At 77.3% G+C, this 19,455-nt stretch carries 19 protein-coding genes and 1 pseudogene; 17 read left to right on the top strand and 3 right to left on the bottom strand.

The annotated features are described in order from the left end of the window. A pseudogene (locus B9L22_RS06200) lies at window positions 1-145 on the bottom strand (superoxide dismutase); the annotation flags it as partial. A 255-nt stretch (window positions 146-400) separates the two neighbouring features. Between B9L22_RS06200 and arfB the strand changes: the two are divergent. Beyond that, complete coding sequence (gene arfB, locus B9L22_RS06195) at window positions 401-838, top strand: alternative ribosome rescue aminoacyl-tRNA hydrolase ArfB (protein WP_061268884.1); 438 nt, start codon at window positions 401-403, stop codon at window positions 836-838. Window positions 839-940: 102 nt separating this feature from the next. Here arfB and B9L22_RS06190 read toward each other — a convergent pair whose 3' ends face one another. After that, window positions 941-1,570, bottom strand: a complete 630-nt coding sequence (locus tag B9L22_RS06190) for a putative glycolipid-binding domain-containing protein (RefSeq protein WP_233139760.1) — start codon at window positions 1,568-1,570, stop codon at window positions 941-943. Between the two features lie 61 nt (window positions 1,571-1,631). On the opposite strand from B9L22_RS06190, the gene B9L22_RS19945 reads away from it, so the two are divergent. Both B9L22_RS19945 and B9L22_RS06180 read left to right on the top strand, forming a co-directional pair. Continuing rightward, the gene (locus B9L22_RS19945) at window positions 1,632-2,051 is read left to right on the top strand and encodes a VOC family protein (protein ID WP_086149572.1); all 420 of its coding nucleotides are present in this window, start codon (window positions 1,632-1,634) and stop codon (window positions 2,049-2,051) included. A gap of 167 nt (window positions 2,052-2,218) precedes the next feature. After that, a complete protein-coding gene (locus tag B9L22_RS06180) occupies window positions 2,219-2,737 on the top strand; it encodes a hypothetical protein (protein ID WP_233139759.1) in 519 nt (172 codons plus the stop codon). Between the two features lie 130 nt (window positions 2,738-2,867). On the opposite strand, the gene B9L22_RS06175 is transcribed toward B9L22_RS06180, so the two are convergent. Then, a complete protein-coding gene (locus tag B9L22_RS06175) occupies window positions 2,868-3,524 on the bottom strand; it encodes a LuxR C-terminal-related transcriptional regulator (protein WP_198947209.1) in 657 nt (218 codons plus the stop codon). 229 nt (window positions 3,525-3,753) lie between these two features. Here B9L22_RS06175 and B9L22_RS06170 point away from each other — a divergent pair, with 229 nt between their 5' ends. The 14 genes from B9L22_RS06170 (at window position 3,754) to B9L22_RS06105 (ending at window position 19,340) form a co-directional block, all read left to right on the top strand. Beyond that, entirely contained in the window at window positions 3,754-5,574 is a 1,821-nt protein-coding gene (locus tag B9L22_RS06170) for a fatty acyl-AMP ligase (protein ID WP_158097156.1), read from the top strand. After that, complete coding sequence (locus tag B9L22_RS06165) at window positions 5,571-5,837, top strand: acyl carrier protein (RefSeq protein WP_051028423.1); 267 nt, start codon at window positions 5,571-5,573, stop codon at window positions 5,835-5,837. Before B9L22_RS06170 ends, B9L22_RS06165 begins: the two co-directional genes overlap by 4 nt. Next, window positions 5,834-6,874, top strand: a complete 1,041-nt coding sequence (locus tag B9L22_RS06160; RefSeq protein WP_086149569.1) for a 3-oxoacyl-[acyl-carrier-protein] synthase III C-terminal domain-containing protein — start codon at window positions 5,834-5,836, stop codon at window positions 6,872-6,874. The genes B9L22_RS06165 and B9L22_RS06160 overlap by 4 nt, the downstream gene beginning before the upstream one ends. After that, window positions 6,871-8,328, top strand: a complete 1,458-nt coding sequence (locus tag B9L22_RS06155) for an ATP-grasp domain-containing protein (RefSeq protein WP_143317107.1) — start codon at window positions 6,871-6,873, stop codon at window positions 8,326-8,328. The genes B9L22_RS06160 and B9L22_RS06155 overlap by 4 nt, the downstream gene beginning before the upstream one ends. Next, window positions 8,325-9,635 (top strand): type III PLP-dependent enzyme, encoded by a 1,311-nt coding sequence (locus tag B9L22_RS06150; protein WP_086149568.1) that lies wholly within the window; start codon window positions 8,325-8,327, stop codon window positions 9,633-9,635. The genes B9L22_RS06155 and B9L22_RS06150 overlap by 4 nt, the downstream gene beginning before the upstream one ends. 73 nt (window positions 9,636-9,708) lie before the next feature. After that, on the top strand, window positions 9,709-9,993 hold the full coding sequence (locus B9L22_RS06145; RefSeq protein WP_021482864.1) for an acyl carrier protein: 285 nt from the start codon (window positions 9,709-9,711) through the stop codon (window positions 9,991-9,993). A gap of 73 nt (window positions 9,994-10,066) precedes the next feature. Further along, window positions 10,067-10,984: a hypothetical protein gene (locus B9L22_RS06140; protein WP_143317105.1), complete on the top strand. Its 918-nt coding sequence runs from the start codon at window positions 10,067-10,069 to the stop codon at window positions 10,982-10,984. Continuing rightward, the gene (locus B9L22_RS06135; RefSeq protein ID WP_086149566.1) at window positions 10,981-11,748 is read left to right on the top strand and encodes an acyl-CoA dehydrogenase family protein; all 768 of its coding nucleotides are present in this window, start codon (window positions 10,981-10,983) and stop codon (window positions 11,746-11,748) included. The genes B9L22_RS06140 and B9L22_RS06135 overlap by 4 nt, the downstream gene beginning before the upstream one ends. Next, window positions 11,745-12,983, top strand: coding sequence for an acyl-CoA dehydrogenase family protein (locus tag B9L22_RS06130; RefSeq protein WP_086149565.1), 1,239 nt, complete (start codon window positions 11,745-11,747; stop codon window positions 12,981-12,983). The genes B9L22_RS06135 and B9L22_RS06130 overlap by 4 nt, the downstream gene beginning before the upstream one ends. Before the next feature lie 82 nt (window positions 12,984-13,065). Next, the gene (locus B9L22_RS06125) at window positions 13,066-14,454 is read left to right on the top strand and encodes an MATE family efflux transporter (protein WP_158097155.1); all 1,389 of its coding nucleotides are present in this window, start codon (window positions 13,066-13,068) and stop codon (window positions 14,452-14,454) included. Continuing rightward, window positions 14,451-16,511 carry a hypothetical protein gene (locus B9L22_RS19940; RefSeq protein ID WP_086149563.1) on the top strand — a complete coding sequence of 687 codons (2,061 nt, stop codon included), beginning with the start codon at window positions 14,451-14,453 and terminating at the stop codon, window positions 16,509-16,511. Before B9L22_RS06125 ends, B9L22_RS19940 begins: the two co-directional genes overlap by 4 nt. Beyond that, window positions 16,508-17,206, top strand: coding sequence for an HAD-IA family hydrolase (locus B9L22_RS06115; protein ID WP_086149562.1), 699 nt, complete (start codon window positions 16,508-16,510; stop codon window positions 17,204-17,206). The genes B9L22_RS19940 and B9L22_RS06115 overlap by 4 nt, the downstream gene beginning before the upstream one ends. After that, a complete protein-coding gene (locus B9L22_RS06110; protein ID WP_086149561.1) occupies window positions 17,203-17,901 on the top strand; it encodes a 4'-phosphopantetheinyl transferase superfamily protein in 699 nt (232 codons plus the stop codon). The genes B9L22_RS06115 and B9L22_RS06110 overlap by 4 nt, the downstream gene beginning before the upstream one ends. Next, a complete protein-coding gene (locus tag B9L22_RS06105; RefSeq protein WP_143317103.1) occupies window positions 17,898-19,340 on the top strand; it encodes a condensation domain-containing protein in 1,443 nt (480 codons plus the stop codon). The genes B9L22_RS06110 and B9L22_RS06105 overlap by 4 nt, the downstream gene beginning before the upstream one ends. The last annotated feature ends 115 nt before the right edge of the window (window positions 19,341-19,455 follow it).

Below are 19,455 nucleotides of genomic sequence, written 5' to 3'. Positions count from 1 at the left end.
CGGCGAGCTTCTCCAGGGCGGTGTTCGCGCCGGTGACGTAGGCCTGGTGGTGCTTGGAGTGGTGCAGCTCCATGATCCGCCCGGAGATGTGCGGCTCGAGCGCACCGTAGTCGTAGGACAGCTCGGGGAGAGTGTAGACAGGCATGGTTCCTCAGGTTCCTTCCGTCGGTATGCAGCCACGCTAGGACCTCGACCACGGTTGAGGTCAAGGAGGGCGCGCTGTGATCTTGCAGGTCGGACGGGTCGTCCCGCCCGTCGAACGGCTGCGCCGAGCACGCGGTCCGCGACCGGGAGGGCGCCTTTCCGGTCGCTCGTCCCGTGCTCGACGGACCGTGGTTGGCCAGGGGGCTGGGGCCCGAATCCGTTGGGCTGGGGGGTCCTCGTCGGGCACGATGGACGGATGCCCGACGACGCCCGCCCCGGCCTGCGCGTGACGACCGCACTGGTCGTCCCCGAGGCGGAGCTGTCGTGGCGGTTCTCGCGCTCGTCCGGCCCCGGCGGGCAGGGCGTCAACACGACGGACTCGCGCGTCGAGCTGTCGTGGGACGTCGCCCGGTCGGCGGTCCTCACCGAGGCCCAGCGCGCGCGCCTGCTCGACCGGCTGGGTCGCCGCGTCGTCGGGGGCGTCGTCACGGTCGCGGCGTCCGAGCACCGGGAGCAGCGGCGCAACCGCGAGGCGGCGCGCACCCGGCTCGCCGCGCTGCTGGCCGCCGCCGTGGCGCCGCCGGGGCCGTCGCGGCGGGCGACGCGGCCCACGCGCGGGTCCGTCGAGCGGCGGATCGCCGCCAAGAAGCGGCGGACCGACGTCAAGCGCCTGCGCCGCCCGCCGCAGGACTGACGGGGCGGGCACGCCTCACCGACCACGACCCTGCGCGCGGTCGAGCACGAGCCTCCTGTCGTCCTCGACGCGAGAGCGACGGCAACCTCGTGGTCGGCGGGGTCAGAGGCGGCGCGCGAGCTCCGGGTAGTCCACGACGAGACCGTCGGCGTCGACGGTGAGGTCGGCCGTGAAGTCGCGCGTCGCGCTCGTGTACCTGACGACGCCGTGCCCGGTCGCGGGGTCGAGGGGCTCGCGCGCCGCGTAGACCTGGTCGCTGCGCAGGACGCGCAGCGACGGCACCTCGACCCAGGCCATCACGAGGTGCGTCTCGTGCGCCGGCGGGTCGTCCCCGAGCAGTCCGAGCCGCAGGATCGGCATCGTGTTCGTCACCGGGCAGAGCGCGATGTCGCAGTCCAGCGCCCCGTCGAGCGTGGCCGGGTCCTCCACGCCGGGCCCGGCCAGGCCCGACGGCGGCGTCCCCGCCTCGCGCACGTCGGCCCGCCACGCGCCGTCGGGCACCCGGACGAGGTCGAGGTGCCGCGACCACCCGAGGCCACGCACCGACACGTCGAGGTGCTCCGTGACCCAGCCCGGCCCGGTGCGCAGCGCCCACGCCGTCGCGTAGGTGGTGGCGCGCGACGTGCCGAGCGCGGCCAGGCGGTCGCCGCGGACGGTGACCGTCGCCGCCTCGAGGCGGTCGGGGTCGTCGTCCCAGCCGGTCCATGCGACGTGCCTCGTCCGTGGGCTCACGCCGGTCAGTGTGGGCCGAAAAGCCGGTGCCCGCGCGGCGAGCGCGTGGCAGGGTCGCGCCATGACCTCTCGTATCTCCCACACCACGTTCGACGCGCGGGACGCCTACGCGCAGTCCGTCTTCTGGGCCCAGGTGCTCGGGTACACCGACGTGCCCGACGACCCGAACCTCCCCGGCCACGAGGAGTGCATGATCGTCCCGCCGGCCGACGCGACGACGCCCGTCGAGAGCCGCGGGCGCGTCCTGTTCGTCGAGGTGCCCGACGACAAGCAGCTGAAGAACCGCGTCCACCTCGACCTGCGGCCCACCGACGGGTCGCGCGAGGAGGAGGTCGAGCGCCTGCTCGCGCTCGGCGCGACCCAGGTCGCCGACCGCCGCACGCCCGACGGCGGCGGCTGGGTCGTCCTCGCCGACCCGGAGGGCAACGAGTTCTGCATCCTGCGCAGCGACGCCCAGGTCGCGGCGGACGCGGCGCGCTGAGCGCCCGCGTGCTGGCGGGGTGGCCGTCTTTCCCGGTCGTGAGACGGCGCCCCCGAGGCCGCCGATCGCTTCCCGCTGCGGGCGGACGCCTTGGGCCGGTCCCGGTGTCGCACCCCGGCGCGTACCCTCGGGTCGTCTCAGGGGAAGGTGGCCACATGGTCGGTCAGGTGTTCGTCGACGAGAGCAAGGCACGGGAGTACCTGCTCGTCGCAGCCGTGGTGCTGCCCGGCTCGATGAACACGGCGCGAAAGGTCGTCCGCGACCTCACGATGCCCCGCCAGCCGCGCATCCACATGAAGCGGGAGAGCGACGCCCGTCGCCGGAAGATCCTCGAAGCGTTCGTCGGACTGGCCCCTGAGGTGACGGTCTATCGGGCAGGAACTGCGTACCGGACGGAGCTCGAACGGCGCGAGAGGTGCCTGCGCGCCCTCGTCGAGGACATCGCCCGCGACCGGCGCACGCACCTCTGCCTCGAGCGGGACGAGAGCTTGGTCCAGCGTGACCGCAGACACCTCATCGAGGCCACCCGAGCGGCCGGGTGCTCGGAGAGCCTGGCGTACCGGCACGAGAGCGCGGCCGCCGAACCGCTGCTAGCGCTGCCCGACGCGATCGCCTGGGCCTGGGCGAGGGGCACCTCCTGGCGCCAGCGGTGCGAGCCCGTGGTGAACCGGGTCGTCGATCTCTAGCACCGAGCCCGGACAGCGCGAGACCCGAGCGCCACGACCATCCGGACGGGTCTCGGGTCCACTTCCCTACGCTCAGCGCGACGGGCTCGTTCCAGGATAGTGGCGGATGCCCCGGCGGGCAACGGTCTCGTCAGCGGTCGGTCATCCGGATCCAGCCGCGCTGCGCGGCCCGGACGCCGGCCTCGAACCGGCTGGTGGCGCCGAGCCGCCCCATGAGGTCGGCGGCGTGACGGCGCACGGTGCGCGGCGAGACGCCGAGCCGGACGGCGACGGCGGTGTCGGTCTTGCCCTCGGCGAGCAGCCGCAGCAGCGTGTCCTCGCTCGGGGCGAGGGCGTCGCCGTCGGGCCGTGCGCGGTCCCACTCGGACTCAGCGAGGGCGCGGAGCGCGGCGACGGCGTCGCGGTCGGTCACGGCGCGCGTGCGCCCGGGGCGCGCCACGAGCACGACGGTGTCGTCGAGGGCGACGAGCAACACCGGGAGGGAGGTCGCGACCCGTCGCTCGACCGCGGGGGCGCTGCCGCTCGCGTCACCGGGCCGACCCGCCGCACGACCGGGGCCGCCGTCCTGCGCGGGCGTGCCGTCCGTGACCTCGCCGCGATCCGCGCCGAGCATCACGACGCGGAGGCGTGCAGCGTGGCGGGCGCGCTCGCGGACCCGGAGCCACAGGGGCTCCGGGCAGGCCTCGCTGCCGTCGTCGAGGACGAGCACGTCGTGCGCGCGGCGCAGCGCGAGGGCCCGCGCGGAACGGCGGGCCCCGAGGACCGGGTCCCGCTCCGTCGAGGTCACGCCGTGTGACTGTAGTCGACCCCGGCAACGGTCCCGGGCCGTCCCGCGGTGCGGACCGATGTGACGGGTTGCGGTCGAGAGAAGGCATTTGTCCTCTTCCGGCCACGGGAATTTGTTTACACCGCGAGCAACCGCTGCGAGGCTTCCCCCGGACCGCCGGGGTGGGGCGTGTGCTTCCTGGCGTCCGCGTGCGTCGGGACGGTCCCGGCGCCGGCGAGCAGGGGGCGACGTGGGCGTGCTGCCGGACGACCAGACTCTCGTGGACCTCGTCCGCGACCACGTGCGCGAGCGCCCGGACCACCCCGCGGTCGTCGTCGTGCCGGAGGTGGGGGAGCGGCGGACGCTCACCTACGCCGAGCTCGACGCGCAGGCGGCGGCGCTCGCGGCCCGCCTCGCCGCCCGCCACGAGCCCGGTGACCGCGCGCTGGTGCTCTACTCCGCCACGGCGTCGTTCGTCGTCGGGCTCCTCGCGTGCTTCTCCGCCGGGCTGGTGCCCGTCCCGTCCCCCCTCCCGGGCGGGCAGGCGTACCAGCGCGAGCGCGTGCGCGGCATGCTCGCGGACTGCGACGCCGCCGTCGTCCTCGTCGACCCGACCGCCGCGATCGAGACGACGGAGTGGGCCGTGCCGCTGCGGCGCGCCGACGGCGGCCCGGTCGCCGTCACCGTGGTCGACGGCGCGACGGACGGCCCGGCGCGGCGGGACCGCCCGGGCCCGCAGGACGTCGCGTTCCTCCAGTACACCTCCGGGTCCACGAGCAGCCCCAAGGGCGTCGTGGTCACGCACGCGAACGTGCTGCACCACCACGACGCCTTCACCACGACGCTCGGCCTCGTCCCGGACGACGTCTTCTGCAGCTGGCTCCCGGGGTACCACGACTTCGGCCTCGTCGGGATGCTGCTCGTGCCGCTCGGCCTCGGGGCGACGGCGGTCGTCGTGCCCTCGACGTCGTTCCTCAAGCGCCCCGTCCGCTGGCTCTCCGCCATCACCGAGACGGGGGCGACCGTCACGGCGTCGCCGAACTTCGGCTACGACCAGTGCGCGCGGCGCGTGCGCGACGACCAGCTCGCCGAGCTCGACCTGTCCCGCCTGCGCTGGGCGCTCGGCGGCGCCGAGCCGGTCGACCCGGCCGTCCTCGACGCGTTCTCGCGCCGGTTCGAGCCCGTGGGCTTCCGCGGGTCCGCGCACGGTCCGGGGTACGGCCTCGCGGAGGCGACGCTGACGGCCACGTACCCCGACAGGCGCCTCCCGCTCGTCGTCACGGCGGACGAGACGGCGCTCGCCAACGGCCGCCTGGTCGTGTCGGAGGAGGCTTCCTATCTGTCCGCCCTCCCCGACGCTGCGGCGGTCGAGGGTCCGGGCACGCGCCTGGTGTGCTGCGGCGTGCCGAGCGGGGTGGAGCTGCGGGTCGTGGACGGCGAGGGCGCCACCGTGCCGGACGGCGCGGTCGGCGAGGTCTGGCTGCGCGGCGGCAGCGTCGCGGCCGGGTACTGGGGCGACGCGGCGGCGTCCGCGACGGCGGAGACCTTCGGCGCCGTCGCCGCGGACGGCACGGGCCCGTGGCTGCGGACCGGCGACCTGGGGGCGCTGCACGGCGGCCAGCTCGTCGTCACGGGCCGCATCAAGGAGCTGCTCATCGTCGCGGGGCGCAACCTCTACCCGTACGACCTGGAGCGCGAGCTGCGCCGCCTGCACCCCGGTGCCGAGGGCCGCCCGGGTGCGGTGTTCGAGGCGGACGGTCGGCCGGGCACGCTGTGCGCGGTCCAGGAGTTCCGCCCCACGCCGGGTGCCCGGGCGGGCGGTGCGGCGAGCGCCGAGGAGGAGCTGGACGCCGTCGTCCGGCAGATGGCGGCCCACCTCGCGACGGTCTCGGGCGCCGCGGTGCACGACGTCGTCCTCGTGCGTCCTGGCCAGGTGCCGCGGACCACGAGCGGCAAGATCCAGCGCGGCCGGGCGCGCGACCTGCACGGCCGGGGCGACCTGGCCGCGCTCCACTCCCTGCGCGCGGCCCGCGACCGCGCGCACCCCGAGCTCGCAGGGAGCCGACCATGACCGCACCCCGCCCCGACGCCTTCGACGACCTCGTGCTGCGCCACGTCGCCACCGCGCTCGGCGTCGCCCCCGCCGACGTGGACGCGGGGGCCGACCTCGCCGGGCTCGGCCTCGGCTCGGTCCAGGTGCTGGCGCTGCTCGGCGACCTGGAGGACGCCCTCGGCGTCGACCTCGACCCGGAGGCCGTCGTCGACAACCCGACGCCCCGCGCGCTCGCGGCGCACCTGCGCAGCGTCGTCGACGTCCCCGGGACGGCGGCATGACGACCCTCGTCGACGTCGGCGCGCACGTGCCCGCGACGCGCGTGCCGATCCGGGACCTCGCCGACGAGCTCGGTCTCGACCACCTCGAGCTCGGCGTGTTCGAGCGGTTCTTCGGGCTGCGCGAGGTGTGCACGGCGCCGGGGCAGACCCTCACCGACCTGCTCGTCGCCGCGGCGCGGGCGGTGCCCGGGCTCGCGGGCAACGAGCACCGCGTCCGGTACGTGCTGGGGGCGCGGACCATCGCGACGGTCGCCCCGGTCGGGGTGAACCCCCTGCACGACGCCGCGACGCGCCTCGGTCTGGACCACGCGGTCGTGTGGACGCTCACCCAGCACGCGTGCGCGTCGGCGCTGCTCGCGGTCGACCTGGCGGGGCGCCTCCTCGCGTCGGACGGCGACCCGGACGCGCTCGCGCTCGTGCTCACGGGCGAGAAGGCGTTCAGCCCGGGCTCCCGGCTCATCGAGGGCACGACGATCATGGGCGAGGGCACGGCGGCGTGCCTCGTCGCGGCGTCGCGACCGGCAGGCTCGTCCGCCGACGTGCCCGCGCCGGGCAGCCCCGTCCTCGCCTACGCGACCCGCACGCTGGGCGAGTACCACCAGGTGCCGCTCCCCGAGGAGCTCGCGGGCCCGTTCGGCGTCGCGTACACCGAGGTGCTCGCCGAGGTCGTGCTGGAGGCCGTCGGGCGCGCGGGCCTCACGCTGGACGACCTCGCGCTCGTCCTGCCGCACAACGTCAACCGCGTGTCCTGGCGGCGGCTGTGCACGCGGCTCGGCCTCCCGCTCGCGCGCGTCCGGCTCGACGACGTCCCGGTGACCGGGCACTGCTTCGGGGCGGACTCGTTCATCGGCTACGCCGCCGCGCGCGCCGAGGGTCGGCTGTGGCCCGGCGACCCGTTCCTCATGGTCGCCGTCGGGCTGGGCGCCACGTTCTCCGCCATGGTCCTGCGCCACGAGGGCTCGGAGGGCTCCGGGGTCACCGGGGTCTCCGAGGGCTCCGACGGCGCCGCGGCCCACGACACGAAGGAGCAGGCATGACGGTCGAGCAGGTGACGGGGATCGCCCCGCAGACCACCGCGGCGGCCGGCCGCGAGCCGTTCCTCGCGCGGACGAAGCGCGCGCTCGCGGGCGCGCCCGACGCGCCGCTCGTGCTGCTGGGGAACGTCGAGGTCGAGGACGCGTGGGCGGCCGGGGAGGTCGGCCTGCCCGCCGTCGGCGGCGCGTCGGCGACGGCCGCGCTCGTCCACCGCATGGACGAGCTCGCGCTGCTCCTCGCGGGCCCGCGCGACCACGTCGTGCTCAAGGCCGAGCCGGACCCCGACCACCTCGCGCACCTGGACGCGCTCGGCGTCGGGCTCCCCACGGTGCACGTCGCCGGGTCGAGCGACCCGCTGCGCACGGTGACGCTCGACGCGCTCGACTCGCCCGCGCTGCTCGCGCGCCTGGGGGAGCTCGCGGCGGACGGCGTGCGGCTCCTCGCGCACGGGACGTCGTCGGCCGAGGAGGACCTCGCGACGGCGACGGGCCTGCGCTCGGTGCTGCCCGACGCGGCGACGACCAAGACCGTCAACAGCAAGGTCTACAGCCGCGGTCTGTGCGACGAGCTGGGCGTCGAGCAGGCGCGGGGCTGGGCGTGCCGCACCGTCGAGGACTTCGAGCGTGCGTGCGCCGAGGCCGCGCGGCTCGTCGCGGACGGCGCGACCGTCGGCGTCAAGGACGCGTACGGCGTCTCCGGGAAGGGGATCCTCGTCGTCGACGACCCGCGCCGGCTCGACCAGCTCGTGCGCATGGTCGCGCGCCGGGCCGCGCGGTCGGGCGACGACCGCCTCGCCGTCGTGGTGGAGGTCTGGGCCGACAAGGCGACGGACCTCAACTACCACTTCACGGTCGCGCGGGACGGCTCGGTCGCGTTCGACTTCGTCAAGGAGGCGATCACGGAGGGCGGCGTCCACAAGGGCCACCGCATCCCGTCGCGCCTGCCCGCGGACCAGGTCGACGCGCTGGCCGAGCTGTCGGGCCGCCTCGGCGCGCGGCTCGCGGCCGACGGCTTCCACGGCCTCGTCGGGGTCGACGCGCTCGTGCGTACCGATGGCCGGCTCCTGCCCGTCCTCGAGATCAACGCGCGCAGCAACATGTCGACGTACACCGTCCCGCTCCAGGAGCGGTTCCAGCCCGACGGGTGGGTCGCGCTCGCGCGCCAGTATCCGCTGGTGCTCGACGCGCCGCTCCCGTTCGCGGCGCTCCACGGCCTGCTCGGCGACCTGCTGCCCGGCGCCCCCGGCGAGGCGGGCCTCGTGGTCCAGGGGACCGGCACGGTCAACGCGGGGGCGTCGGGCGCGTCCGGGCCGACGCCGAGCACGACGTTCGCGGGCCGGCTCCACGGCCTCCTCGTCGCACCCGACGAGGACACCCTGACCCGCCTCGACCGCGCCGTGACGGAGCGGCTGGCCTCGCGGCCCACCGGCCGCCCCACCGAAGGAGACGCCCGATGACCACGACCCCGACCCGGCCGACGACGCCCGGGAGCGCCGACCTCGCCGCGGTCGCGGAGCGGTACGGGACCCCCGTGTACGTGTACGACGGCGACGTGCTCGCCGCGAACTACCGGGCGCTGCGCGAGCGGCTGCACCCCGCGCTGGGGATCTTCTACTCGCTCAAGGCGAACCCCAACGTCAGCGTGTGCGGGCTGCTGCACGCGCTCGGCGCGAACGCCGAGGTGTCGTCGCTCGCCGAGCTGCGCACCGCGCTCGCCGCGGGCGTCGCACCGCAGGACGTCCTGTTCCTCGGCCCCGGCAAGAGCCGGGAGGAGCTCGTCTCGTGCCTCAACACGGGCGTGCGCGCGATCATCGTCGAGTCGCTCCCGGAGCTCGCGCTCGTGGACGAGCTCGCGCAGGCGGTGGGACGGCCCGCGCGCGTCGTGCTGCGCGTCAACCCGTCGTTCTCGGTCAAGGGCTCCGGGCTCACCATGGGCGGCAAGCCGCGCCAGTTCGGCATCGACGAACAGCAGCTCCTCGACGCGCCCGACCTGTGCCCCGGCCTCACCGCGGCCCGCGTCGTGGGCGTCCAGGTGTACATGGGGACGCGGATCCTCGACGAGGGCACGATCGTCGAGAACACGACGCGCATCTTCGAGCTCGCCGAACGGCTCGCGGAGCGCCTGCGGTTCCCCCTCGAGCTCGTCGACGTCGGCGGCGGCCTGGGCGTCGCGTACTTCGAGCGCGAGCGCGACCTCGACGTCGAGGTCCTCACCGCGGCGCTCAACCCCGTCGTCGAGGCGTTCGTGCAGCGCCACCCCCGGACCGACCTCGTCATGGAGCTCGGCCGCTACCTCGTGGCGCTGTGCGGCACGTACGTCGCGCGCGTGCGCTACGTCAAGGAGTCGATGGGCGAGCGGTTCGCCGTGGCCGACGGCGGCACGAACCACCACATGGCGGCCGTCGGCATCGGGTCGTTCGTCAAGCGCAACTTCCCGATGCGCCGCGTGGGGCCCGCGTCGACCGCCGAGGACGTCGCGTGGAACGTGACGGGCCCGCTGTGCACCCCCAACGACACGATCGGCAAGGCCGTGCCGCTCCCGGCCGACCTCGCGCCGGGCGACCTCGTCGCGGTGGACCGCTCCGGCGCGTACGGCGCGACGGCGTCGCCGGTGCACTTCCTCAGCCACGGGTACCCGGCCGAGGTGCTCACGCTGGGCGACGAGACGTTCCTCGTCCGGCACGCGGACACGCCCGACGACCTCCTCGCGCGCCAGGTGTTCCACGACCTCGGTCCGCGGGTCGAGCCCGTCGCCGTCCCCTGACCCACCGCTCGTCCGCCGTCGTCCAGCCACCGCCCGCCTCGCGGGCGCCGACCCACCACCCGGAGGAACCATCGTGAGCACCAGCACCGAGCCGCAGGAGGCCCTCGGCCGCGAGCGCGTCGTCGGGGCCGTCGTCGAGGCCCTGTCGAGCGTCCTCGGACGACCGCTGCCCGACGTGACCGCGACGACGCGCCTGTTCGACGACCTCGACCTCGACTCCACGAGCGTCCTCGGCCTGCTCATGGCCCTCGAGGACTCCCTCGACATGGAGGTCGACCCGGAGTCGCTCGAGCAGCACCACCTCGAGACGGTCGGCTCGCTGACGGACTTCGTCGTCGAGCACTCGACCCGGAACTGACGTGCCGCTCGGGGGCAGCGGTGCGGGGCCCGGAGCCTCGCCGGGGTCGGGTCCGCGCGAGGACGCGCTGCGGGTGCGGGCCGTCGTGGACGTGCCGGTCGACGACCTCGCGCCCGTCGGGGACGGGACGCGGCGGTCGGTCGCGGAGGATCTGCGGTACGTCTACGGCGAGGACCAGCCGACGGACTGGCTCGAGGACGGGCCGGGCCGCGACTACCCGACGATGATCCGCGCGGCGCACGCGGCGCTCGGCGGGCGTGGGCTGCTCGACGACGTGCGCCTCGTCGTGCTCGTCGTGACGACGCCCGACCTCCAGCACGAGCGGCTCCTCGGCGGCTTCGTCGCGGACCTGTTCGACGGCGGCCCGTCCACCTTCTGCGTCACGGAGCAGGGGCTCGCGGGCCCGTTCACCGCGCTACGCCTCGCGGGTGAGCTGCTCGCCGACGGCGGGCCCGTTGTCGGGTCGCGCGGCGGACCGGTCGGCGGGCCGGGCGATGCCGGGCGCGCAGGGACGGCCGTCGTGCTCGTCCTCGAGCAGTGCACGCTCCCGCCCACCGCGACGCGCGTCCCGGCGCGGGACCGCGTGGTGGCGCTCGTCGTCGCGCGCGACGGCGCGGGTCGGCCCGTCGAGGACCTGTCGGTCGCGCGTGCCTCGCGAGGTTCGCGCCCCGTGCGTCCCGGCGCGCCGGCGAGGTCGTCCGACGCACCCCGCGAGGCGGGCCCCGTCGTCCGGCGCGTCGTCCTCGGTGTCGACGTGGACCCGGCCGACGTGCCCCTGCTCGACGGCGACGTCGTGCGGCACGCCGACTCCGGGGCCGCGGCGACGGGCGTCTGGGAGGTGCTCGCGGACGACGACGCCCCGGACGCGCCCGTCGTGCTGCACGAGCGGTGCGTCGAGCTCGGCTACCGCTGCTCGCTCGCCCTCGGTCCGCGGTGGGCCGTGACGGCCCCGGAGGCCGGCGGCCGCGCCCGCGAGGCGGTGCTCGCATGAGCGCGGGGGTCGTCTCACGGGACGCGGGCACGGTGAGCGCCGGCGTCGTGGCGCCGGGCGCTGCGGGGGGTGCAGCGACCTCGGAGGCCGGGGTCGCCCGGGTCACCGGGATCGCCGGGGTGCGCGACGTCGCGCGCGAGCAGGGCGCGGTCGCGGCGCTCGTCGCGCTCGCCGCGGTGCTGCCGGTCGCGGTGCTGCCGGGGGAGTGCGTCCTGCTGCCCGACGACGTCGCCCCGCCGCCCGGGGCGGCGCTGCTGGGCGAGGTGGTGTCGGACGCGAGCCCGCTGCTCGCCTGGCGCGCGGCGTCCGGACCGGTGGACGACCGGCGCGGCCGTGCCGCGGACGCCGCGTGGCGCGTCGGGGTCGCGTGGGCGCGGACGGGCCTGTGCGAACGGCTGGCCGACCGTGCGGTCGACCGGCTGCGCGGCCGGAGCATCGGCGGCACGGCGACGGTGAACCTGCCGCCGGTCCGCCTCGTCCTCGCGGACGCGGCGCTCGCGCACCTGGAGGCGCAGGCGCTGCTGGCGCGCGTGACCGCGGAGCCCGGGGAACAGGCCGACGAGGGGCCGGTGCCCGCCACGACGCTCGCGCGCGCCACCGCGGTGCTCGACCGCACGTCGCGCGCCGTCCACAACCTGTTCGGCGCCTCGGGGTTCGTCGACGGCGACGCGGCCCGGCTGGCGCGCACCATCGACCTGCTCGGCCACGCGAGCGGGACGCTGCCGACCGGGGCGACCCGCGGCGGGGAAGGGCAGGACGCATGACCACGGTCGACCTCCTGGCGCTGCGGGACCACCTGCGCCCCGTGGCCGTCGCGCTCCGCGAGCGCGCGCTCGCGGTCGACGCCGACCCGGGCGCGCTGCACGCGCTCCTCGACGCCGGCGTGCTGCCGTACCGGCAGCTCGGCGGCTTCCCGCCCGGCTATCTCGACGACCCGCTGCGCGTGCGGGGCGTGCCCGTGCTCGTGCGGACGTGCGTCGAGCGCGCCGTCGTCGCGGAGACGCTCGCCTGGGGCGACGCGTCCGTCGTCGTCGGGGCGCCGGGACCGTCGATGTCCGGGGTCGTCGTGGACGACCTCGCGGACGACGAGCAGCGCGACCGCTTCTATCGGCACGTCGCGCAGCCCCGCACCTGGACGTTCTTCGGGCTCACCGAGCCCGACCGCGGCTCCGACGCCGCCGCGCTCGAGACCGCGGTGGTCGCAGGAGGCGCGCCCACGGGCGGCGCGACGGCGGACGGCGCGACCGAGGGCGGTGCGACCGAGGGCGGTGCAGCCGCGGACGACGGGAGCCCGGGCGCCGTGCTGCGCGGCCACAAGAAGTACGTCGGCAACGTCGCCCGGGCGAGCCTCGGCGTCGTGTTCGCGCGGCACCGCCCCGGCCCGCTCGGGGTCGGGGTCTACCTCGTCGACACCGCGCGCCCGGGGTTCGACGCCGCGCCGCTCGTGACGACGGGCATGCGGGCCGTGCAGCTCGGCGAGGTGCGGCTCCGCGACGTGCCGCTCCGCCCGGAGGACACCCTGGGGCGGCACCTCTCGCCGTCGCGCCGCGGGCTCCTCGGTGCCGTCCGCACGTTCAACCGGCTCCGACCCGTGGTCGCGGCGCTGGCCGTGGGCGTCACGCAGGCGGCCCTCGACTACGTGCGGGCCGAGCGGTCGTCGTTCCGGGCCGACGAGCGCCGGCTGCTCGAGACCTTCGACGACCGTCTCCACGCGGCCCGGACCCTCGTGCTCCAGGCGGCGCGCGGCGCCGACGCCGACCCGGCGGACGGGACGCTGCCCGCGGCGGCGAAGGCCACGGCGCTGGACCTCGCGGAGGAGGTCACGCGCGCGGTGCCCGCGCTGCTCGGCCCCGGCGCGCGGTGGGAGCACCCGTACCTCGACAAGCTCGTCCGCGACGTGCCCGGCCTGGAGATGATGGAGGGCACGCGGACCGTCCAGCGGCTCACGCTCGCCCAGGGCTGGCTGCAGGGCAGGGCACGGCATGTCGAGCTCGTCTAGGGAGGCGGGAACGGCACCGGCCCTGCCCGTCCCCGGGCCCGAACCTGACGCCGCGCCGCCGGGCGCGTCGGGGCTGCCGGGCGTGTCGGCGCCGTCGGTCGCGGAGCTGCGCCGGCGCGTCCTGCGGCTCGCGGGCCCGATCTGCGCCGCGCTCGTCGTCGGGGCGCTCGCGCAGCTCGTCGTCGCGGCGCTCCTCGGCCACATGGGCGACGACGCCCTGTACGTGCGCTCGCTGTTCATCCCCGTGACGTTCCTCGTCCTCGCCGTCCAGGAGGGCCTCGACGTCTCGACGCAGGTCGGGTTCGCGCGCCTGCGCGGCGCGCGCGGCCGGGACGACGTGCCGTCGTCCGCGACGACGGCGCTCCTGGGGCGGTTCGTCGCCGCGGGCGGTGCGGTGCTCGGCGCCGTGGCGCTCCTCGTCGTCCTCGCCGCCCCGGCGCTCGCGACCGTGCTCTCCGTGCCGGACCCGCTCGTCGCGGAGTTCGTGGCGTTCGCGCGCTGGACGGTGCTCGCGAGCGTCCTGTCCGTGCCGACGGCGGTGGCGGCCGCCGCGCTGCGCGGCTGGGGCCGCACGGGTGCGTCGGCGACCGTGGCGCTGCTCGTCGCGGGGCTCCAGGTGCTCGTCGTGTGGCTCGTCGGGCTGGTCGGCGAGTTCGGCGTCCTCGCCGTCCCGGTCGCGATCGCCGGGTCGACCCTCGTGGGCGCGGGCGTCGCGTGGGCCCTCCTCGTGCGCGCACGCCTCCTCCCGACCCCGGGACGACGGATGCGCGGCGCCGCCCGACCGGGCGCGGCGGACCATCGGGGCGTCGACGTGCGCGCGCTCCTCCTCGGCGTCGGCCTGCCGGTCGGTCTGTCCTACCTCCTGCTCACCGTGACGAACCTCGTCATGGTGTGGGTGCTCGGGCCCTCGGGGACCGACGTCGTCGCCGGGTTCGGCGGCGCCGCGACGGTCCAGACGCTCGTCGTCGTGCCGGCCATCGGCCTCGCGGCCGCGGTGAGCATCGTCATGAACCAGCAGTGGGGCGCAGGTGCGCTCGGTCTCCTGCCGCGCACGTTCCGGGCCGGGACGGTCGTGGTCGCGGGGACGTACGTCGTCGTGGGCGCCCTCGTCCTCGCGGCGGCGCCCCTGCTCGCGGGGCAGCTCTCCGCCGACCCGGAGGTCGCCGCGCAGGCGGCGCTGTACCTGCGGGCCGTCGGGCCGTCGTACGCGGGCGTGGGCCTCGTGCTGTACCTCGTGACGCTGCTCGAACAGCTCGGGTACGGGCGCGTCGCCGTGACGCTCAACGTGCTCTACCACGCGGTGTCGCTCGGGGTCGGCGGGGCGCTCGCGCGGGCGGGCGGCGGGCCGACCGCACTGTACGCGACGATCGCGGTGGCGAACGTCGTCGGGCTGGCCGTCCTGCTCCCCGTCGCGGTGCGTCTCGTGCGACGACGCGCGGGCGGCGGCAGAGCGCGGCAGGTCGCGTCGTGACGGCCGGGGCGGCGGCGGTCGCGCGCGCCGGGGAGCCCGGGCCGGGGCGGGTGGCCGCCGCGCGGGGCGAGGTGTGCGACCCGGTGCTGAGCGTCGTCGTCATGCACCACCCGGCGCGGGGCGACGTGTCCGGCCTCGTGCGCGCGTGCGCGCCGCTGGACGTCCGCGTCGTGGAGGACCCCGACCCGGACGGTCCGCCCAGCCCGCTGCGCACCGCGAAGCGCGCCTGGGCCGACGTCGCGCCCGGCGCGACGCACCATCTCGTGCTCCAGGACGACGTCACGCCCGTCGCGGGCTTCGCCGAGCTCGTCCGGCGCGCGGTGCGGGCCCGGCCCCGGCACGCCGTCGCGCTGTACTCGAACTGGAACAGCCCGCGCAACGCCTACCTCGTGCGCGCCGCCGCGGCGGCGGGCCAGGCCTGGGCGCCGCTCGGCCACGACGAGTGGGTGCCGACGCTCGGCCTCGTGCTCCCCGCCGACGGCGCCCGACGGCTCGCCGCGCACCTCGCGACCCTGCCCGACGACGCGCGCGACGACGACGAGGCCGTCGTGACGTTCTGCGCGCGCGAGCGGTACCCGGTCCTCGCGACGCTCCCGCACCTGCTCGAGCACGGCGACGGCCCCAGCCTCGCGGGCAACGACGCGCACGGCGCCCGGCACGCCACCGTCCCGGCGGACGACGTCGTCGACCCGGACGTGTGGGACCGGCCCGGACCGGAGCGCACGCCGGCGCGCGTCCCGGCGACCCTGCGGCCGGTCGCCGTCACGCTCGAACGGTCGCGCTGCACGCTGCGCGTGCTGCGGCCCGCGGCGGGCGAGCCGCTCGAGCACCCCTTCGGGTGGGCCTGGGACGCCTGGGCGGGGTGGCTCGGCGTCGACCCGGCGGTCGTCGCGCACGACGTCGCGGCGCTCGCCGCGGGGGTCTGCCCGCGGCTGGGGGGCGTCGCGCCCGCCGCGCTCGTCGAGCTCGGCGCGGCGTGCTGGCTGCTCGGGTCCGACGTCGCGCGGACCGCCTGGCCACCACCTTCCGGCCCCGGGACGACGGCGCACCGGGCAGCCGCGGTGCGGACGTGGGTGCTCTCGGGGCTGCTCCCCGCCGACCGCCCCGAGAGCCGCGTCGACGAGCTCGTCGCGTTCGGTCTCGACGCACTCGCCGCGGGCACAGCCTGGGCGGTCACGGCGCGGGACGCCACGGCGGGCGGCGCGTCCCCTGCGGGGCCCGCCCAGCACGGCCCCGGCGCGCGCGGAGACCGGGCCGACCCGGCCGCACGCGACGACCGTCGCGGCCCGACCGCTGGCGACGACCGGCTCGACCCGGCCGCTCGCGACGACAGCTCCGACCTGCCCGCTCGCGACGACCGGCTCGACCCGGCCGCGCTCGACGCGGTGCGGGTCCTGGCCGAGCGGGACGCGGTCGTCGTCTGCCGCGCGGCCGGTCCCGCGGTGCCAGTCCGGGTCGTCGTGCACGGCTGCGCGTCGTGCGGTGCGCAGGCCGCGGACGCCGTCGCCGACCACGCCGCGCACGGCGACCTCGACGGCGCGGCCGAGCACCTCGTGGCGGACGAGCAGGACGTCGTGGACGAGCACGGCGTCGTGGACGAGCACGGCGTAGCGGCGACCGCCGTCGGGTCGGACGACACCGTGTCCCCCGCGGGCGACGGGACGGGCTGCCCTCACCCGGCACCTGGCGGCCCCGACCCCGTGCACGGCGACGGACGGACCGCGGACACCCGGGCGACGGTGGAGGTCCTCGCGTGCGAGCGGCTGGAGGTGCGCGGGTTCCTCGGTCTCGTGCCGGGCGGACGGCACGTCTCGCGCGGGCTGTGGGCGGCACGCCGCGCGTCGGCCGCGGGCGGGGAGCGGCTCGACGCTGCCGACCTCCTCGTGGCGCTCGCGGACGAGGCGGCCGGCCTGCCCGTCGTGGCCCGCGCGGTGGGCGAGCCGCTCGGCCGCCCGAGCCGCGCGCCGCTCGGCCTCCAGCACGCGACGGGCGCCGCGCAGGAGTACGCCGACCGGTACGCCGCGGCGCGGTCCGCGCGCGCGGCGGAGCTGCTGTGAGCGGCGGCCCGGCGGGCGTGTGGCGGTGGCGCGGCGACGCGCTGCTGCTCGACCTCGACGGCACGCTCGTCGACTCGTCCGCCGCGATCGAGCGCCACACGCTCGCGTGGGCCGCCCGCCTCGGGCTCGACGGCGCGGCCGTCGTCGCCGCGTCGCACGGGCGGCGCGACGTCGAGGTCGTCCGCCTCGTCGCGCCAGGCGCCGACGTCGCGCGCGAGGTCGCGTGGCTGCACCGCCTCTCGTGCGACGACACCGAGGGCGTCGTCGCCGTGCCGGGCGCGGCCGAGCTGCTCGCCGGGCTGGACCCCCGCGCGTGGGCCGTCGTGACGTCGGCGGCGCGCGAGGTCGCGCTCGCGCGCCTCACTGCGGCGGGGCTGCCGGTGCCGGGGCGCCTCGTGTGCTCGGAGGACGTGACGCGCGGGAAGCCCGACCCCGAGGGCTTCCGCGCCGGGGCCCGGCTGCTCGGGGTCGACCCGCGGCGGTGCCTCGTGCTGGAGGACTCGGCGGCGGGCGTGGCGGCGGGTCGCGGGGCGACGGCGGCCGTGCTCGCCGTCGGGCCCGAGCCCGTGCCGGGGGCGCACCACCGCGTGCCCGATCTGCGGCCGGTGGCGGCACGACCCCTGCGCGGCGGGCTCGAGGTCCTCGTGCGGGCCGACCGTCCCCTGCGCGTCGCGAGCCTGGAGGTCGTGGCATGAGCGGAGCCCTCGACGTCGAGGCCTGGTTCGTCGACACGACGGTCCCCGTGCTCGGCGGCGACACCCTGCTGGGCGCGGCGGAGCGGGCGCGGTCCCGGCGGTTCGCGGTCGCCGCCGAAGCCTCCCGGTACGTGCACGCCCACGTCGCCGCCCGCGCGATCCTCGCGCGGCGCGCGGGCCTGGCGCCAACGGACGTCCGGTGGGAGGTGGGGCCGCACGGGAAGCCGGGGCCCGTCGTCGGGCAGCGGTGGAACCTCAGCCGGAGCGGGGGGCACGCGCTCGTCGCGCTCGCGGCCGACGACGTGGGTGTCGACGTGCAGGTGCGCGATCCCCGCGTGGACGTCGCTCGCGTCGCGGCACGCTACCTCGCCCCCGCGGCCCGGACCGCGGGAGCCGCCGACGACTGGCGTCGCCTTGCGCGCCTGGAGGCGTGCGCCAAGGCGGTCGGCGGGCGCCTGCTCGACGTGCTCGGCCTCGACGTCGCGGCCCCAGGGCTCGTGCGAGCCGACGACGGCGCCTGGCGCGGGCAGGAGTGGTGGGTGTCCGACGTGCCGGCCCCGCACGGAGCCGTCGCCGCGTGCGCGACGCCGGGCGCGCGCCCGCACGTGTGCCGCGTCCGGGCGTGGCCGGGGGAGCAGCGCGACCGCCCGGTCCGCGTGCCGCGACCGGTCGCCGCAGGGGAGGGGGCCCGATGAGGGTCGTGCACCGGGTCGAGGTCCGCGGGAGCGCGGGCGAGGGGCCAGCCACGTGGGGGCAGACCGCCATCCGGCGGGCCCTCGCGGCGCTCGCGCCGCAGGACCACCAGTTCAACCTCGTGTGGGGCGGTCCGCTCGACCGACCGCTGCCCACCGCCGCGGCGGTCGAAGTGGTGCGGGCGCTCGTCGAGCGCCACGACTCCCTCCGGACGCGGATCCACGCGCGGGGCGACGGCTTCGTCCAGGAGCTCTGCGGCGCCGGGACGGTCGAGGTGGTCGAGGAGCGCGTCGACGACCTCGCCGCCGTCGCCGTGCGGGGCGCACGCATGCGCCACGAGCTCTGGGGCCGCACGTTCGACTACGCGACGGACCTGCCCGTGCGCGCCGGTCTCGTGACCGTCGACGGCGCGGTGCACCACACGGTGCTCGTCGTCGCGCACACGGCCCTCGACGGCTGGGGCCTGCCCGTGCTCGACGCGGACCTCACGGCCCTCGCCGCGGGGAGCGCCCCGCCGGAGCGGGTCGCGTGGACGCCGCTCGACGAGGCGGCCTGGCAGACGTCGCACGACGGCCGCCGGCACGACGCCGCCGCCCGAGCCCGCACCCTGCGCACCATGCGGGCGGCGCCCGTCGTCGTCTTCCCGCGGGGGAGCGCCGACGCTGCGGGCCCGGACGGCGGGAGCACCGTCCGCGAGGGCCCTGGAGACGAGGGCACGGAGGACGGAGGCGCGGGAGGCGCGGTGGCCGCCGCGCGGCCGCGGTACCGGCAGACCGTCCTGCGCTCGCTCCGTCTCGGGCCCGCCGCGGAGCGCGTGGCCGCCCGGTGGCGCACGAGCACGTCCGGGGTGCTGCTCGCGGCGTCGTGCCGGGCGCTGGCCGCCGCCGCAGGCCGCGACGACCTCGCGCTCCAGGTCATGGTGAGCAACCGGTTCCGGCCGGCGCTCGCGGACGCCGTCGTGACGACGGCGATGGAGGGCCTGCTCCACGTGGACGGCCTCGACGCCCCGTTCGAGGAGGTCGGGCCGCGCGTCTGGCGGGCCGCGATGACGGCGTACCGCTCGGCGTACTACGACAAGGACCTGCTCCGGCGGGAGGCCGCCGCCGACCCGACGACCGCGCACGACGGGACCTGTTGGTACAACGACCGGCGCGGCACCGGGCCCGACCGGACGCTGCGCGCACGACCCACGCGGTCGCGGCGGCTGGCGCGCGCCGACGCGTCCGACGAGCAGGGCGGCGTCACGCTCACGCTGCACCTCGTGGACGCGCCGGACGGCGCCGTCGACGTCGTGCTGACGGCGGACGTGACGCGCCTCGACGACGAGACCGCGGCGTCCGTGGTGCGGGACGTCGAGCGCACGGTCCTGGCGGCGTCCCGGGCCCCGACCCCGTCGTCGCCTCGACGCGCCCCTCGGCCTACCGCCCCCCGCGCCCCCTGACCGGGTCAGCGAGGGCCGCGCCCGCGCGTCGGGCGGTGTGACGTCCGCAACGGGCTGCGGGTGAGACGGCGCCAGCACGTGCGAGGAGTGCCGGAGCCTGGGAGTGTTCACGTCC

The sequence above is a fragment of the Cellulosimicrobium sp. KWT-B genome (genome assembly GCF_002127155.1).
GTDB classification, from domain to species: Bacteria; Actinomycetota; Actinomycetes; order Actinomycetales; family Cellulomonadaceae; genus Cellulosimicrobium; species Cellulosimicrobium funkei.
This window is presented reverse-complemented; position numbering and strand designations above follow the sequence as displayed.